We start from the raw sequence: 15753 nt of genomic DNA on the forward strand, positions 1-15753 counted from the left end.
ATGGCTAAAGAAAAAGAAAAAAAGCAAAAAAAGAATAATGAAAACATAGATTTCGAAGAAGTATACCTGACACGTGGCCAGTTAATGTGGCGAGCCTTTAAAAAGAATCGACTTGCAGTTGTTGGGATGTGGGTACTAATTATATTGTATATAATGATGTTTGCAGCTGACTTTTTGGCTCCTTACAACCCATTTGAACAAAGCTTAAAACATGCGTACGCTCCTCCAACAGATATTAAAACAAAGTATAAGGTAGGGGATTTTGAAACAAAAGTCAAACCTCATGTGCTTCCATGTACAAGTTATGTTGATAAACTCGACTATACAAGGAAAATTCGAGAGCTGCTTTATCCAAGCAGATTAACGGTTGAATATAATGGTAAGTTAATGACTATAGTGTTAAATGATGCTAAATATTTTCCACGAAAAGATTTTAGCGGCGAAATTATTAATGCGAAAAGTTTGGAATTCTCCCTGAAAAGGGAAGAATATGCAAAGATAAATGGAAAGTGGATACGAGTTTCCAGCGCTGCTGAAAAAGCACCTTATCTTGTTTTTAATTATAATGATGAGGTTCTTACTAAAGGAGAAGCATTTGTCACTACAAAAACAAATACGGCAAAGTCTGTTATTTTTGGGAAGTACAATTTTAAGCTTAAAGTAGATTCCGAAGATGCTATTGAAGAGGTAGGGCTAAAATATACAATAAATTACATCAAATATAGAGATGAAAGCGGGAAACTTCATTTGTTAATGGGGAAAAATTTAAAAGTAGTTGGATATGACTATAAGTATTATCCTATTAAGTGGTTTGTAAAAAGCTGGGGTCCGAAAGCAAAGGACTATGGTAGAGTGGGCTATGTTCTCTGGGTTATTCCTTTGAAATACCACCTTTATGGTGTGGACAATTATGATAACAACAAATTTGTAAAAGTTTTTATAATGGGAGCAGATGAATTTGGAAGAGATGTATGGAGTAGATTAATCTTTGCTTCTCGAATATCGCTATCTATAGGTTTTATAGGATTAACTATAACTTTATCTTTATCACTTTTATTTGGTGGAATTTCAGGATACTATGGTGGCATGATTGATGAATTTATGATGAGATTTGCTGAGATTATAATGTCAATACCAGGTTTTTATCTTCTTATATTGCTAAGGTCATTGTTGCCGATGGACATACCATCGTCGCAGATTTACATTCTTTTGGTATTTATTCTTTCATTTATAGGTTGGGCTGGTCGTTCAAGAATTATAAGGGGTATGGTTTTATCTATAAAAAGGATGGAGTTTGTTGAAGCTGCAATTGCTTTAGGTTACCCTGATAGAAAAATTTTGTGGCGTCATGTGATTCCAAATACAATGACTTATATGATTGTAAATGCGACTCTGGCAATACCTGCGTATATTCTCGGTGAGGCTGGTCTTTCTTTCCTTGGACTTGGAATAAGAGAACCTTCCGCTTCCTGGGGATTGATGATGGCAAGAGCTCAGGATATATACGTTTTGCAAAGCGCCCCATGGTTGCTTATACCTGGAATCTTTATTTTTGTAACAGTTATAGCATTTAATTTCGTTGGTGATGGCTTGAGAGATGCGCTGGATCCAAGGGCTCTGGGATAATAAGTAGAGATCATACAATAAATAGAAAAAGCGGGACAGATGTCCCGCTTTTAATTTTTATTACTGGCGGAGGCGGTGGGACTCGAACCCACACGGGGGTGTAACCCCCACCGGTTTTCAAGACCGGCTCCTTAGCCAATTCGGACACGCCTCCGTGAAATATTATACCATAGCTTTTAACATTTTCAAGACTAATTTTTCGAAAAAACGCAGGATTTTAGTCCCCCAAAACTCATGTTTTTTATCAAGAGGTTCTACTTTTATTGTGTATGCTTTTATAAATTTTCCAAATAAAACATCCGTAAATAATTGATCACCTATGACCACAACAGTTTTAGGGTCTATATTGTTATTTTTTAACCATTTTCTCACTTTAAAAGCGAAAGGTTTTCTGGCAAGCCAGATGCATTCAACATCAATCTCAAGCTTTCTTGGATGTCCGTTAGAAACTATTAATATTTTTACACCTTTTGAGTTAAGTTTTTTGAAAAGTTCTATTATTGGTTGATCAACGTGAGATTCACGCCATCTGTTTAACGTATTATCAAAGTCGTAGATGAAACATTGCTTTCCATTTTTTATGAGCTGGTCGTAATTTATATCAAAAATTGTTTTGTGCATTTCATCCATGAATTTTCACCTCAATTAATAGGTTCGAGCAAGCCGACTCCTACAAAAATTTTTGATTTGCTATAGTCAGTTATTAAATAAAGTTTATCTCGCATTTTCATGTTTTTTGGTGGTGGTATAAAGTATCTTGCCTGTATATGAATAGCTTCTGAAAAGTTAAATACGCCAGAAATAGGATATCCCATTCCTATTGAAAAATTCAAGTTTTGCAGAGAGATTTTTATAGTTATTCCAAGTTCATATATGGGAGAAGTAGTCTCTGAAGAAAAATTAGTATTTTCGATGAACAGCATTGGTCCAATTTTAAGTTGTGAAGTTTTATAAAGACTATAAGAAAAAGTTATCCTATGATTATATTTTTCAAACCCTTGAAAACTGTATATCCAATTTGTGGAAAAAGTTTCGTCTGAGTATCCAATAATTACAGAAAAAGCGTTTACAGAACCAAAATTCCATCCCGCTCCCATGTCAAAGCTGGAAGAAAGTAGCATGACGGGTATCAAAGTTACGAAAAATAAAATAGCAGTTTTTTTCATAGAGTGATTACCTCCTTATTATTTCAAATTGCTTGAAAAGGATGATTACACTTTCTGTACTTTCTTCGGTGGTAAATGTTATTTTTTCTATTTTGTTTTCTTTTAAATATATATCGATTTTTGTAGGTTCAAGGCCTAATCTTTTTAAAAAGGAATATCCAGAAGGTATAAATGTTAATCCTGTTTTAGTTTCATGAACTTGAAATATTGGTGAAGTCAAAAAACCTACAGCTGTATTGATAAACTCGTATACAATTTCCATATCATAGTTTGAGATTTCGGTTATAGTATAATCACTATATGTATAGTTTATTAAGTTGTTTATTGTGTCTAAACTTATTTTTATTCCTTTTAAAAATTCCGGCTCTCTAAATTCTATAATAAATTTTTCGAGATTTATTATTGTCCCATCAATGGTGAATTTTGTGATCAATTCATTGTTATCGGGAGAGTAAACATCAAAAACTATATCGGCAGAGAATTTAAAATCTCTTGCACCAGCTGTGTTTTCTACAAATTCAAAAATAGATGTACCACAAAATAGAAGCGTTGAAAATAAAATGATAGCCAAGCTTATTGCCTTTTTTATGTTTTTCACCTCCAGCAAATTGAATAATGCATTATACAGTTAAAGCTTCTTTTATAAAAAGGTAAACCGTAGCAATTATTCCACAGGCAAGTGTTGGAACAATTGAGATTTTTATATATTTACCAAATGATAATCTCTTTTCAGTGTGTTTTTCAAGTAATGAAACACTTACAATATTAGATGCGGCACCTATAGGAGTTAAATTGCTTCCAAATCCAGCTCCCAATGCTAACGACCACCAGAGATTGAAAGACATTCCAGAGTTTATTAAACCCTCTATTATAGGAATAAATATCATTGTACTTGGTACAGCTCCCACTATTCCTGAAAAAAGAAATACAGCCCAGAACATTATGATTGTAAGAAATTTTGGATGAATTTCTAATAAAAGAAATTGATGTGTTATAAGTTCTGTTAATCCACTAACTTCTAAAGCGTAAGTTAGCGAAAATAGCCCAATAAAAAAGAATAAGGTATCCCACTCTATATCTTTGCTTGTATTTTCAAAGTTTTTTCCTGATAGTAGAAGTATTAAAGCTGCACCTGTAAGAGAAATAAGAGACATTTCATAATCAATGTATTCATGAACAACGAAACCTATTACTACTCCTAAAAAAATAATCAGAGTTTTAATCATAAGTGGATAATTTGAAATAAGTGTGGTAGCGTCAACCTGAATAAAATTTTTTAGTTTTTGATTTACATCCCCGGGAAATTTCATGATTTTAAAAAAATAAAACGATACGGTAATAAACGCAATTATAGAAGGAATTATCATATTTTTTAGAAACGTTAAAAAGCTGATTTTCGCTGCACTTCCAATGATTATATTAGGAGGATCACCAATCAGTGTAGCCGAACCTCCAAGGTTTGCAGAAAGAATAGCGGTGAATATTAGTATATTTGGTGGTATATCTGCAGTGTCGGATATCAACAAAAGCAAAGGTATAAAGAGAAGAATGGTTGTTACATTATCAAGTAGCGCAGAAAACACAAATATAATAGAATTCATTAGTAGTAAAAGTTTAAAAATATTTGATCCACTTATTTTAACAGTTTTGACTGCTATGAACTGAAAAAAACCCGTACTTTTTAATACAGAAATTATTATCATCATACCTACAAGTAAAGAAATGGTGTTAAAGTCGATAAATTCAGAAGCATTTTCTATTTTCAAATTTCCAACTTTAAAGATTCCAACCATTAAACCTATGAGAAAAGTTGTGACGGAAGACTTATCCTTTTTAAAGATTATAAAATAATAAGCTATGAAGAAGAGAAGTAACACAATGTAACGGGACATTTTAACTCAATCTCTCCTTAATTATATGTGAAATTGTTTTTATATCATCTTCTGTGATTTCTTCTGGAGATTTTTCGTCAAGAGTTTTTAAAATATCTTCTTCTGTTGTTTCAGAAGTCTCGCTTTCAAGAGCCTCAGCTTCTTCAATGGAAATTTCCATTTCTTCTTGTTCTTTTTTATCTGAAATTTCTTTTTCAGTGGCTTTATTAACTTCTATATATGTTTTGAGTTTTTCTATTAGTTCTTTTTCAATAGTTTCTTTTTCGTCTTTTAGGTCCGCTTTTTCTGACAGCTTTTCTTCCGTCTTTTCAGATGTAATTGGTTCCTCTTCCTCTTCTTTCTGGTTTTTTTCAACTTTTTCTTTATTTTCTTCGATAGTTTCGGTTAATTCTTCCAGAACTTCGTTTATTTCTTCAGTTATCTCTTTTTCAAACTCATTTTCTTTTTCTTCCTTATCTTCCAAAGTTTTCGATACTTTTTTTGTGTCTTCGTTTGATTCTCCAATAAGGCTGGTGATCATGTCAAGTTCAGAATTTAACAATTCCTCGACATTAACAATTTTTGTGCTTTCCTGCAATAAATCTGTTTGCCCTTCTTCTACGATTAGCGAAGGTTCTTCAACAACAGACATGGGATGCGCTGTCTCAGATGAAGGTAACAGTTTTTTCGCCTTATACACTCGATATTCCATAAATCCAAGAACGGCAAATGAAATAGCAAATGTTATGAGGAACAAAAATAACTTGTTGGAACTTTTTTTGGTTTCAGTTGGAGTGGCTTCTTGAGAGGTTGTTGGAGTGTACTTATCTATCCAGTTTTTCCACTCATCACTTTTTTCTTTGCTTTCTAATTCTTTGAAAATATTTGAAATAAGAGGGTTGTCCTTGTAAGAAGATAAATAAGCTTTTGCCCTGTCATAATCTCCTATCATATACGCAGATATTCCAGCTTTAAACTTTATGTTTGGATCGTATCCTTCTATAGATGGGTCTTCTATTAGCGATTGCTCGAAATAATACAACGCATCTTTATAATTTTCCTGTTGATATGCGTTTAATCCAGACTGATAAAATTCTAAGGCTTTAGGACTTAAGCCAAAAGTTAACAATGTGAAAGCAATTAACATTAGTATAAAAATTTTCCTTAACATTTTTCCTCCTAAGCCTTTTTTTGCATATCAATAAGGGCTAAAAATTCTTCGTTACTGTGAGTTTCGCGTAACTTATTGGAAATTAATTTTAATCCTTCTTCTTCACTCATAGAAGCGAGCATTTTTCTTAAAATCCATACTTTCTTCAAAGTTTGTTCATCAAGTAAGAGTTCCTCGCGCCTTGTTCCCGATAAAGAGAGATTGATAGCCGGAAATATTCTTTTATTGGCTAATTGCCGTGATAAGACCAGTTCCATGTTGCCTGTTCCCTTGAATTCTTCAAATATTACTTCATCCATTTTAGACCCTGTTTCTATAAGAGAAGTTGCTATTATAGTTAAACTTCCACCCTCTCGAGTATTTCTGGCCGCTCCGAAAAAGTGTTTGGGTTTGTACAGAGCCGCTGGGTCAACCCCTCCACTTAATAATTTTCCACTTGGTGGCACATGAATATTATACACTCTCGCGAGTCTTGTTAAACTATCGAGCAAAATAACCACATCATATCCGTATTCTACTAATCTTTTCGCCATATCCAGGGTTAACTCTGCTATTTTTATTTGTTTATCTGGAGGCATATCAAAGGGAGCAGCTATTACATGAGCATCAACAGATTCTTTTATGTCAGTAACTTCTTCAGGCCTTTCATCTATTAAAAGTACTATTCGAATTGTTTCAGGATGATTTTTGGCTATTCCATTAGCAATCTCTTTTAAAATAGTTGTTTTACCAGCTTTTGGAGGGGCAACTATCATTCCCCTCTGACCTTTTCCTATAGGCGAAAAAAGGTCTATAAGTCTTGTAGACAAAGTGTACTTGTCTGTTTCTAAAATATACTTTGCTTTTGGATAATCCGGCGTTAAATTCTCAAAGTTAACTCTTTCGTTTGCCAATTCTGGGGTTTTGTAATTTACTGCTTCTATTTTTATCATGGCAAAAAATCTTTCTCCTTCTTTTGGAGGTCGTATAACACCTGATATAATATCACCGGTATTCAGATTAAATTTTCTTATCTGTGAATTTGATAGATAAATGTCCTTAGAACTGGGTAGCATACTTTCCCGACTTCTGAGAAAACCAAAGCCATCGGGATGAACTTCTAAAACTCCTTCACCAAAAAAATAGCCCTCAGATTCTGCTTTTGCTTCCAGAATAGCAAAAATTAAGTCATGTTTTCTTAAAGAGGTATATCTTGGAATATCGTATTGTTTTGCTAATTTGTACAATTCTTTTATTGTCATTTGTTCGAGCTCTTTGATGTTTAATGTGTCTGTGTTCAAAAATTTCACCTCCTACTTTGTTCGAAATAGTCTATCTCCTGCGTCTCCTAATCCCGGTAGTATATATCCTTTATCATTTAACTTTCTGTCCAGTGAAGCAGTATATATTATCACATCCGGGCAATGTTCATTAACCACTCTAACACCTTCCGGTGATGCGATAAGGGTAACGAGCACGATTTTTTTCCCGCCATGCTCTTTTACTATTTCTATAGCTTTTACTGAAGATACACCTGTTGCAAGCATTGGATCAAGTACAAATATTTGACTTGTTTGTTTTAAAGATGGTAATTTACTGTAATATTCGATCGCTTCCAGTGTTTTAGGATCTCTATAAATTCCTATATGACCAACAGAAGCGTTAGGTAGAAGTTGCAGGATGCCATCTGCCATTCCCAGACCAGCTCTTAATATTGGTACTATAACTACGTCTTTGTCGTTAATATAATATCCTTTGGTGGTTTCCAGAGGGGTTTCTATTTCGGTTTCGAAAATTTCAATATGCCTTGTAGCTTCGTAAGCTATCAAAAGTGTTATTTCTTTCAAAAGTTCTCTAAATTCCTTTGGGCCAGTATCAGTTTGCCTCATTATGGTTAGTTTGTGTTTTACCAGAGGATGGTCCACCACATTTACTTTCATCTGTGCTCCTCCTTTTTTATAATGTTTTCAACCTGTTTAATCATTTCAGCTTTCATCAGACGTGATACGAATTCATCTAATTCACCATCCAGAATTGCCTGCAGATTGTATGAAGTATAATTTATTCTATGATCTGTGACTCTATTTTGTGGAAAATTGTATGTTCGAATTTTTTCACTACGTTCACCTGTTCCTATCTGAGATTTTCTATTAGCACTTAATGTCTTTTCCTGTTCGGATAATTTTAATTGATAAAGCCTGGCACGTAAAACCATCAATGCCCTTTCTTTATTCTGAAGTTGAGATCTTTCAGACTGACAGGTTACCACAATGCCTGTTGGAATATGAGTAATTCTAACAGCAGATTCTGTTTTATTTACATATTGTCCTCCAGCTCCAGAAGCGCGATATGTGTCAATTCTAAGATCTCCCGGGTTTATTTTTACATCTACATCTGTGACTTCGGGTAAAACAGCAACAGTGGCTGTAGAAGTGTGGATTCTTCCACCAGACTCTGTGGTTGGGACCCTTTGAACTCTGTGGACACCTCTTTCATACTTTAGGTAATTTCCCACGTTCTTTCCCTGAATTCTAACTATGACTTCTTTATAACCGCCGAGATCTGTTTTGCTTTCATCGACTATTTCTGTTTTCCATCCTTTTATTTCAGAATATCTTAAATACATTCTCAATAAATCACCGGCAAAAAGTGCTGCTTCTTCTCCACCGGTTCCTGCACGGATTTCTAAAAACACGTTTTTACCGCTAAATTCTTCATCAGGAATAACTAAAGAAATAAGTTGTTGAATGGTTTTTTCTTTTTGTTTTTCAAGTTTTTCTATTTCCTGCTCAAATCCGTCTGGCATTTCTTCTTTCCAGAGGGCAATTTCATCTTCTATTTCTAAAAACTTGTGAGAAAGTTCGTTAATTTCTTTCATTTTTGAATATTCTTCTGAAAATTTTCTGAGGTCTTCTGGAGACAAAGGTGTGGATAAAATATTTTCAAGCTTTTTGAGCGCTTTTTTGCTCCAGTCTTCAATTAGACGTGCGATTTCTAAATTCTCCATCCTATCTTTTTAGCCACCTCCTCAGGATTTCTGGCATTTTCAATTAAAACATCGCGTTCAATTATACCTTCTAAATAGGCGCTAATAAGAGCCTCATCAAACAAAACATTACCGTATTTTTGACTTGCCTGCATTACTCCTTCAATTTGGTGTAGCTTGTTTTCTCTTATAAGATTTCTTATCGCAGGTGTAGCTACCATAATTTCTATTACAGGATAAACTCCATATTCTTTTTTAGGGACAAGCCTTTGAAATACCACAGCGACGAGAGTATTGGCAAGTTGCAAAGAGATTTGCCTTTGTTGATGCGAAGGAAAAACATCTATGACTCTTTCAGGAGCAGTGGAAGCTGAATTGGTATGAACTGTTGCAAATACAAGATGTCCAGTTTCTGCTGCAGTAAGTGCCAAAGCCATTGTTTCAAGGTCACGCATTTCACCGACGAGAATGACATCTGGATCCTGTCTTAAAGCGTATTTTAGCCCCGCTGAAAAGCTGTTTGTATCGGTTCCCACTTCACGTTGGTGAATAAGACATCTTTTGCTTTCGAAAACATATTCTATAGGATCTTCAATTGTAATTATGTGTTTTGCAAAGCGATTGTTTATGTGTTCAATCATTGCAGCCAGAGTTGTAGATTTTCCACTACCTGTAGGACCAGCTACCAATACTAACCCATGATCCCTTTCGGCAAAATCTTTCAGTAATGAGGGGAGTTTTAGTTCTTCTATTGAACGTATTCTCTTTGTAATTAACCTTAAAGCAAGTGCGGGATTTTTCCGCTCATAGTATAGATTTGCTCTTATTCTCAAATCTTCGATTGAGAACGAAAAATCAATCTCTTTTGCTCCTTTATCCACTTCCAATTCTGAAAGCATGGCATCTAAAGCTTCCTCTAATTCCTCTCTGCTTATAATTGAAAAACCTTGAATTTTTGTAAGGTTACCATCGACACGAGCTATTGGTGGCATTCCCACTGATAGGTGGATATCCGATGCCCTTAGTTCTTTCGCCTTTAGAATAATTTCTCTTATATTCAACCCAATCATGATTTGTCACTCCTCTACCACAAAGTCATCTCCAAAGATGGATTTGAGTTTATCCAGCACGTCAGTGTCAATATCTTTTCCTATTTTGATACTTATAGGTTTTAATATACCGCTTTTTGTGGCGTACATTTTTTCCAGCTCTTCTTTTTTGCTTTTTATCAGTTCGTAATGAATTTTTTTATCAGGTGTAAATGAAATAGTTATTTCATTTTGTTTTTCCACAACATCTGCCAGGGAAAGGCCAACATATAAAGAGAGATCTCCATATAATTTTAGTTCTTCCATAATTTCTGAAAAAGCAGATTGCATTTTTTGAGTTAGTTCCTCTGTGCTTTCAGATGTTATTTTTTCAGTTTCAAAAGTTGTCTGTGCTTTTTCATCATTGTTATCTGGATGGGTAAATTGCATTTCTTCTGACTTTGTCTGATTTTTTTGAAAGTTGTTTTTGCTGTAAGATTCTATGTATTTATGGGAAACATTTACAATACCTATCTTTGCAATGAGTAATTTTTCATTAACATATTTTATATCTTTTGCTATTTCTGATAACGGTTTTAAAAGTTGAATGTACTTAATTTCTCCTTTTTCAATGTTTTCTACTAAATAGTTTAGAGTTTGTTGAAAGAAGACTTCTATGTCTTTTCCTGAAGAATAGATATCATCGATTTGTTTAAGTAAATCCTGAACTTTTCCAGAAAGTATGTTAGATATAAATTCTTCAATAATTTCGTCTGGAACCATTCCTAATACTTCTTTGACAGTGGAAGAGGAAATACTACCTTCGGAAAATCTAACTACCTGTTCAAGTATTGTTAAAGCATCTCTGAGGCCTCCGTTTGCTCTTTTTGCTATTTCATTCAATGCGTCTATAGAAATGTCAAGGTTTTCAATTTCAGAGACATACTTCAGCCTTTCTATAATATTTTTTATATCTATGTTTCTAAAATCTATAACCTGGCATCTCGATAAAATTGTAAGAGGAACTTTTTCTGGGTTTGTGGTGGCCAGAACAAACACAACGTTTTCAGGGGGTTCTTCCAATGTTTTTAACAGGGCATTAAAGGCTTCCTTTGTAAGCATATGTACTTCATCAATTATGTATACTTTGTATTTCCCATGAACCGGGTGATAGCCCACTGCCTCTCTAATTTTTCTAATTTCATCTATTCCACGATTTGAAGCAGCGTCTATTTCTATAACGTCTATAAAATTTCCGTTATCAATTGCTTTACACGAAAAGCACTCGTTGCAGGGTTCGTAATCTTTTCTATTTTCACAGTTAAGAGCTTTCGCAAGTATTCTTGCCACTGTAGTTTTCCCGGTTCCTCGTGGACCGGCAAATATATAAGCATGAGCTAACCTATTTTGAGTTAAAGCGTGTGAAAAAAGTGTTTTGACGTGTGTCTGCCCAACAACTTCTGAAAATCTTTTTGGTCTGTATTTTCTATACAGTGTTTCCATTGTATCACCCTCGCATGGAATATTTTTCATAAATTTCGTTTAATTTTTGAAGAATATCCTTTCGTTTCAATTCAGACAAATTTAACCATAATGCATCTTTGTATCTTTTTAGCCATATTATTTGTCGTCTTGCATATCTTCTTGTATTTCTTTTTATGAGATGTATAGCGTGCTCTAAATTGTATTTTCCTTCAAAATACTCTATGAGTTCTTTATAACCTATAGTTTGAAACGCATTAATATCTTTTGGATACTTTTTAATAAGAGAACTTACTTCACTTAATAAACCAACTTCTATCATTTTTTCGACTCGTTCATTAATCCTTTCATACAATTCATCCCGGTTTCTTGTAAAGATCACTATAAAATACTCAGAAGACACTTTATTTTGATTTTGTAGCTCTGATATCCTTTTCCCGGTTTTCATGTAAACTTCAAGCGCACGAATCGTTCTTTTTAAATCTGATGGATGTATTTTCATAGCAGATGCGGGATCAAATTTTTCCAGCATGTTTCTTAAGATTCCAGGTTGCTTTTTTTCCAGTTCGCTGAGTTCTTTTCTTAAGTTCTCATCTCGTGGTACACCTTCAAACAGTCCTTTTATCAGGGCATCAATATAAAGTCCTGTACCGCCTACAAATACAGGAATAATACTATTTTTAATCAGCTTTTCTCTTATTTTTAAAGCATCTTGCCTGTACTTAAAAGCGTTATAATCAGTGGATGGATCTAAGAAATCTATTAAATAGTGAGGAACTTTTTTTCTTTCTTCTACAGTGGGTTTTGCTGTTCCTATATCCATGTATTTGTATATTTGCCGTGAATCAACAGAAATTACTGCACTATTTTTTGTTTGGCAAAATTCTATTACAAGATCAGTTTTCCCTACCCCAGTTGGTCCACTTATTATGAGGTATTTCATAGTTATTTCACCACTATTTCCACTGTTACATTTTCGCCTTTCATGTTGTTATTTTCTGTATTGATTATAATTTTTGAAGCTGTAAGAGTAATATCTTTTTCCTGATCTTTTAGTTTGACATTTCCTTCAAGAATAATTTTTCCGTTTTTTCTGTCGTAGACAAATTTTTTAGCGTTTGCCCTAATTTTTCCTTTTTCGATCTGAACTCCATCGCTATCTTCGCCGCTGAACTTATCGTTCTTTAAGTCGAAATTCAAGACCTGACATTGAATTTTTATTATGTCTTCACTTTTTGAATCGTTAATTGTGATAGATGCGTTTTTGATATTTCCAGCTTTTGAGTCAATATTATAAACTAACTCATTTCCCTGAACCTTCCCGTTTTCAAAAGTAAATGTAACATTTGTGGACGCTTCTAATAATTTCCACTTGTTTTCCTGCTTTTTTATGAGCATACTTTCTGATATTAATACTATATTATCTTCCTCAATTATAACCTGAATATTTCCCTTGTAAGTTATGAGAGTATCCGTTGGTTCAACGTAATCGGCAGTTATATGAATAGTTTTTGGAAAAGCGTAAACGATAATTAATAACATAAAAAACGCAATTAATCTTTTCATGTAAAACCTCCTATTCTTTATTTTTAAAATGTTCTTGAAAAAATTTTTTTGTTTCTTTGTAAAGCTTTGGTGCTACTATTATAGGATCAATAGATGTGAAAGTTGCTTTTAAAACATGCTTTGCTTTTTTGGAACGTAATTCTATAATTTTTTTCGTCCTTGCAATTGTAGCGGCAGTCATATAATCCAACGCATTTTTTGGAGCAATTTCAGTATTTTTTTCAAGGAGTACTATAAGATCGCCGTTGGGAACCCCGTATGCCCATGAACCTGTAATGCAATTTTCATATGGAGAATAATCCAAAGGAAAACTCAGGGTTTTCATTAATGCTTCGTGAAATCTTCCTGTAACAATTTCTTCGGTAGCTGTTTCTAAATTGAACACGTGAATTTTTAAAGCTGGAACTTTTTCAGTAGTTATATCTGGAAAATTTTTGGTTATGAAATCTTTTAATAATTTTTGATTTTTTACACCATGCATGCTTCTGGAAGCTTTGTATAACATTCTAAATTGTCTTACAATTCCTAATAAATTAACTCCTTCATAAAAATTAAAAATGTTTTTCAATTCATCAAAAATGTTTCTTGAAATGAGATATGCTCTATCAACAGAATTAAAATAAGTTATATAAAAAGCGGGTATACATGAGAAACCTGTACAATGTATTTCTTCAAATCTTATGTTTTCTTCATAAGCTGCCTTGAAAAAGGCGGGAATAGAAAGATACAGAGCAGAGTCACCACCAAGCGAGAGGTTCAATATTTTCTCTCCTTTCAAAGATAAACCGCAAAGCCTCTTCGTATATCTGTTTATATTTATGAAATTCAAACCAATGCGCTGAAATCATATAATATATTACCACATCAGCATAATTTAAATCAACTTTTTCGATCTCGATTTCTTTCCATTTATCTACACAAAGTATAATTTCCAGTTGATCTTCTGGAATTTTCCTGGGAGTCCTTTGAAAGGTGCTTGCGACAACGAATTCAGCTCCCATACTTATGGCTTCACTGACTGGTGTTGGTGATAAAACACCTCCATCGGTATTTTGTGTGCCGCCAATCCATAGTGGCGAAAAAACACCTGGAACTGAAGAGCTTGCCATTACAGCATCGACAAGATATCCTTCGGTGATAAGGATTGATTCCATATTTAAAGTATCGAAAGTAACTATCCCAATATTTTTTATACAATCGCTGAATTTCTTTTTACCAAAAAGATATTTGAAAAACGGGTAATATTCTTCAATTGTGACTAACGATCTTTGAAGAATGCTCCATACTCCGGATTTTTCAACTTTTTCCATATGGCCTTTAAACATTGGTAAAAATTCTTCTATAGCATCAAAAAACTTTTTGCGTACAATATCGCTATTTCCATAGAGCCCATACAATGCGGCTACGATAGCTCCAGCAGATGAACCTGTTATTATTTGAAAGTCTAATTTTTTCTTTTCTAAGTATTTTAATGTGGCAATGTGAGCTATTCCTTTGACGCCACCTGCTGCAAGTGCAACTCCTCTAATCATTTTTTGTGATCCTCCAGATCATTTATAAGTTTTTTAACTAATTTGATATCCTCGGCATGTGCATGATTGCTACCAGGTGTCTCCAAGATCCACGGTATCTTTTTTATAATTGGATGGTTTAGGAAGCGTGTGAATCCCTCTATGCCGATTTCGCCTTTTCCAATATTTTCATGTCTATCTTTGTTTGATCCAAGTCCGTATTTTGAATCATTTAAATGGATAAATTTCAATTTTTTAAGTCCAATGAGAGAATCTATGTTTTTTAAAAGTTTGTCTAATTCTTTCAAATTTGTAATGTCATATCCTGCATCAAATCCGTGACAGGTGTCAAAAGTTATTCCTAAACGTTCAGGATATTTACTCAGCGAAATTATTTTATCAAGTTGTTCAATGGTATATCCTATATTTCCACCTTTTTTTGTTACGTTTTCTAACAATATTATCACATTATTTTCTTCTTCGAAAATCTCATTGAGAGCCTGAACTATTCTTTTTATACCACCTTCTTCTCCAGTTCCAAGGTGACTTCCCGGGTGAATGTTTAAATATTTTATACCTAATTCACTGCATATTTTCATTTCCGTTTTTAATAACTCAAGGGATTTTTTCCATATTTCATCCCTTGGGCTGGCAATATTTATTAGATAACCACTATGACAAAGCATACTTTCTTCATTTAAAGTGTATTTTTTTACCCTTCTTTTAAACTCGAGGACATCTTCTGCTTTTGGAGTATTGGCTTTCCATTGTCTGGCATTGTGAGGAAAGATTTGAAAGGCATTACCCCCTATTTCGTAAGTTTCTTTTGGAACTCTTTTGAATCCCCCACCAATGGGCATATGAGCACCTATTAGTATCATAGATTTATCACCTTCTCCATCTTTATGTGTGGGATTCCTGCTTCGTAAAATACAATATTGTTCGTATCTGAAATAAATCCCAATTGTTCATAAAAATCTTTTACGTGTAACTGCGAATTTAGAACTAATTTTTTTATTTTATTTTCCCTGGAATATTTTTCTACATATTTCATTAGAAGTTTCCCGTAACCAAGACCTCGATATTCTTTTATTATGGCGACGCGTTCGACTTTCAGAACAAATGGTGCTATATGACGAACCCTGCATGTTCCAATATCTTTTTCGTTTGCAGTCAATAAAAAATGAACAGCCTCGTTGTCTCTACTATCTAACTCTTCTTCTTCAGGCACGTTTTGCTCTTCAATAAATACTTTTTTTCTAATAGCCCAGCATCGTTTTAGTAAGTTTAAAGAATTTCTACCTTTAAAAGTTAGTATTTGAGAGGACATCACTACCACCTTTTTCTGTTTTTATGAAATTTTCTAA

17 protein-coding genes and 1 tRNA gene are annotated in these 15753 nt (G+C 33.7%); 1 reads left to right on the plus strand and 17 read right to left on the minus strand.

Annotated features, from left to right (window positions below; genetic code table 11):
- Complete coding sequence (locus JYK00_RS06520; RefSeq protein WP_207566114.1) at positions 1–1626, plus strand: ABC transporter permease; 1626 nt, start codon at positions 1–3, stop codon at positions 1624–1626.
- 64 nt (positions 1627–1690) lie between these two features.
- Here JYK00_RS06520 and JYK00_RS06525 read toward each other — a convergent pair.
- From JYK00_RS06525 to JYK00_RS06605, 17 genes are all read right to left on the minus strand, one after another.
- Positions 1691–1780, minus strand: a tRNA-Ser gene (locus JYK00_RS06525).
- Between the two features lie 8 nt (positions 1781–1788).
- Positions 1789–2256, minus strand: a complete 468-nt coding sequence (locus tag JYK00_RS06530) for a YqeG family HAD IIIA-type phosphatase (protein ID WP_207566115.1) — start codon at positions 2254–2256, stop codon at positions 1789–1791.
- An 11-nt stretch (positions 2257–2267) separates the two neighbouring features.
- The gene (locus JYK00_RS06535) at positions 2268–2792 is read right to left on the minus strand and encodes a hypothetical protein (RefSeq protein WP_207566116.1); all 525 of its coding nucleotides are present in this window, start codon (positions 2790–2792) and stop codon (positions 2268–2270) included.
- A gap of 7 nt (positions 2793–2799) precedes the next feature.
- Positions 2800–3363 carry a hypothetical protein gene (locus JYK00_RS06540; RefSeq protein WP_207566117.1) on the minus strand — a complete coding sequence of 188 codons (564 nt, stop codon included), beginning with the start codon at positions 3361–3363 and terminating at the stop codon, positions 2800–2802.
- A 49-nt stretch (positions 3364–3412) separates the two neighbouring features.
- Positions 3413–4684 carry an ArsB/NhaD family transporter gene (locus JYK00_RS06545; protein WP_207566118.1) on the minus strand — a complete coding sequence of 424 codons (1272 nt, stop codon included), beginning with the start codon at positions 4682–4684 and terminating at the stop codon, positions 3413–3415.
- Between the two features lies 1 nt (position 4685).
- Positions 4686–5834: a tetratricopeptide repeat protein gene (locus JYK00_RS06550; protein ID WP_207566119.1), complete on the minus strand. Its 1149-nt coding sequence runs from the start codon at positions 5832–5834 to the stop codon at positions 4686–4688.
- A gap of 8 nt (positions 5835–5842) precedes the next feature.
- On the minus strand, positions 5843–7114 hold the full coding sequence (gene rho, locus JYK00_RS06555; RefSeq protein WP_207566120.1) for a transcription termination factor Rho: 1272 nt from the start codon (positions 7112–7114) through the stop codon (positions 5843–5845).
- Between the two features lie 12 nt (positions 7115–7126).
- Positions 7127–7753 carry a uracil phosphoribosyltransferase gene (gene upp, locus JYK00_RS06560; protein ID WP_207566121.1) on the minus strand — a complete coding sequence of 209 codons (627 nt, stop codon included), beginning with the start codon at positions 7751–7753 and terminating at the stop codon, positions 7127–7129.
- The gene (gene prfA / locus JYK00_RS06565) at positions 7750–8820 is read right to left on the minus strand and encodes a peptide chain release factor 1 (RefSeq protein ID WP_207566122.1); all 1071 of its coding nucleotides are present in this window, start codon (positions 8818–8820) and stop codon (positions 7750–7752) included. The genes upp and prfA overlap by 4 nt, the downstream gene beginning before the upstream one ends.
- Positions 8808–9869 (minus strand): type IV pilus twitching motility protein PilT, encoded by a 1062-nt coding sequence (locus JYK00_RS06570; RefSeq protein ID WP_207566123.1) that lies wholly within the window; start codon positions 9867–9869, stop codon positions 8808–8810. Before JYK00_RS06570 ends, prfA begins: the two co-directional genes overlap by 13 nt.
- A gap of 6 nt (positions 9870–9875) precedes the next feature.
- A complete protein-coding gene (gene dnaX, locus JYK00_RS06575) occupies positions 9876–11330 on the minus strand; it encodes a DNA polymerase III subunit gamma/tau (RefSeq protein WP_207566124.1) in 1455 nt (484 codons plus the stop codon).
- Between the two features lie 4 nt (positions 11331–11334).
- On the minus strand, positions 11335–12252 hold the full coding sequence (gene miaA, locus JYK00_RS06580; protein WP_207566125.1) for a tRNA (adenosine(37)-N6)-dimethylallyltransferase MiaA: 918 nt from the start codon (positions 12250–12252) through the stop codon (positions 11335–11337).
- A gap of 2 nt (positions 12253–12254) precedes the next feature.
- The gene (locus tag JYK00_RS06585; RefSeq protein WP_207566126.1) at positions 12255–12875 is read right to left on the minus strand and encodes an LptA/OstA family protein; all 621 of its coding nucleotides are present in this window, start codon (positions 12873–12875) and stop codon (positions 12255–12257) included.
- A gap of 10 nt (positions 12876–12885) precedes the next feature.
- A complete protein-coding gene (locus JYK00_RS06590) occupies positions 12886–13635 on the minus strand; it encodes a hypothetical protein (protein ID WP_207566127.1) in 750 nt (249 codons plus the stop codon).
- Complete coding sequence (locus JYK00_RS06595) at positions 13613–14407, minus strand: patatin-like phospholipase family protein (protein WP_207566128.1); 795 nt, start codon at positions 14405–14407, stop codon at positions 13613–13615. Before JYK00_RS06595 ends, JYK00_RS06590 begins: the two co-directional genes overlap by 23 nt.
- A complete protein-coding gene (locus JYK00_RS06600; RefSeq protein ID WP_207566129.1) occupies positions 14404–15267 on the minus strand; it encodes a deoxyribonuclease IV in 864 nt (287 codons plus the stop codon). The genes JYK00_RS06595 and JYK00_RS06600 overlap by 4 nt, the downstream gene beginning before the upstream one ends.
- Positions 15264–15716, minus strand: coding sequence for a GNAT family N-acetyltransferase (locus tag JYK00_RS06605; protein ID WP_207566130.1), 453 nt, complete (start codon positions 15714–15716; stop codon positions 15264–15266). The genes JYK00_RS06600 and JYK00_RS06605 overlap by 4 nt, the downstream gene beginning before the upstream one ends.
- Positions 15717–15753 lie beyond the last annotated feature (37 nt).

The sequence above is a fragment of the Thermosipho ferrireducens genome (assembly GCF_017358165.1).
In the GTDB taxonomy this organism is placed as follows: Bacteria; Thermotogota; Thermotogae; order Thermotogales; family Fervidobacteriaceae; genus Thermosipho_B; species Thermosipho_B ferrireducens.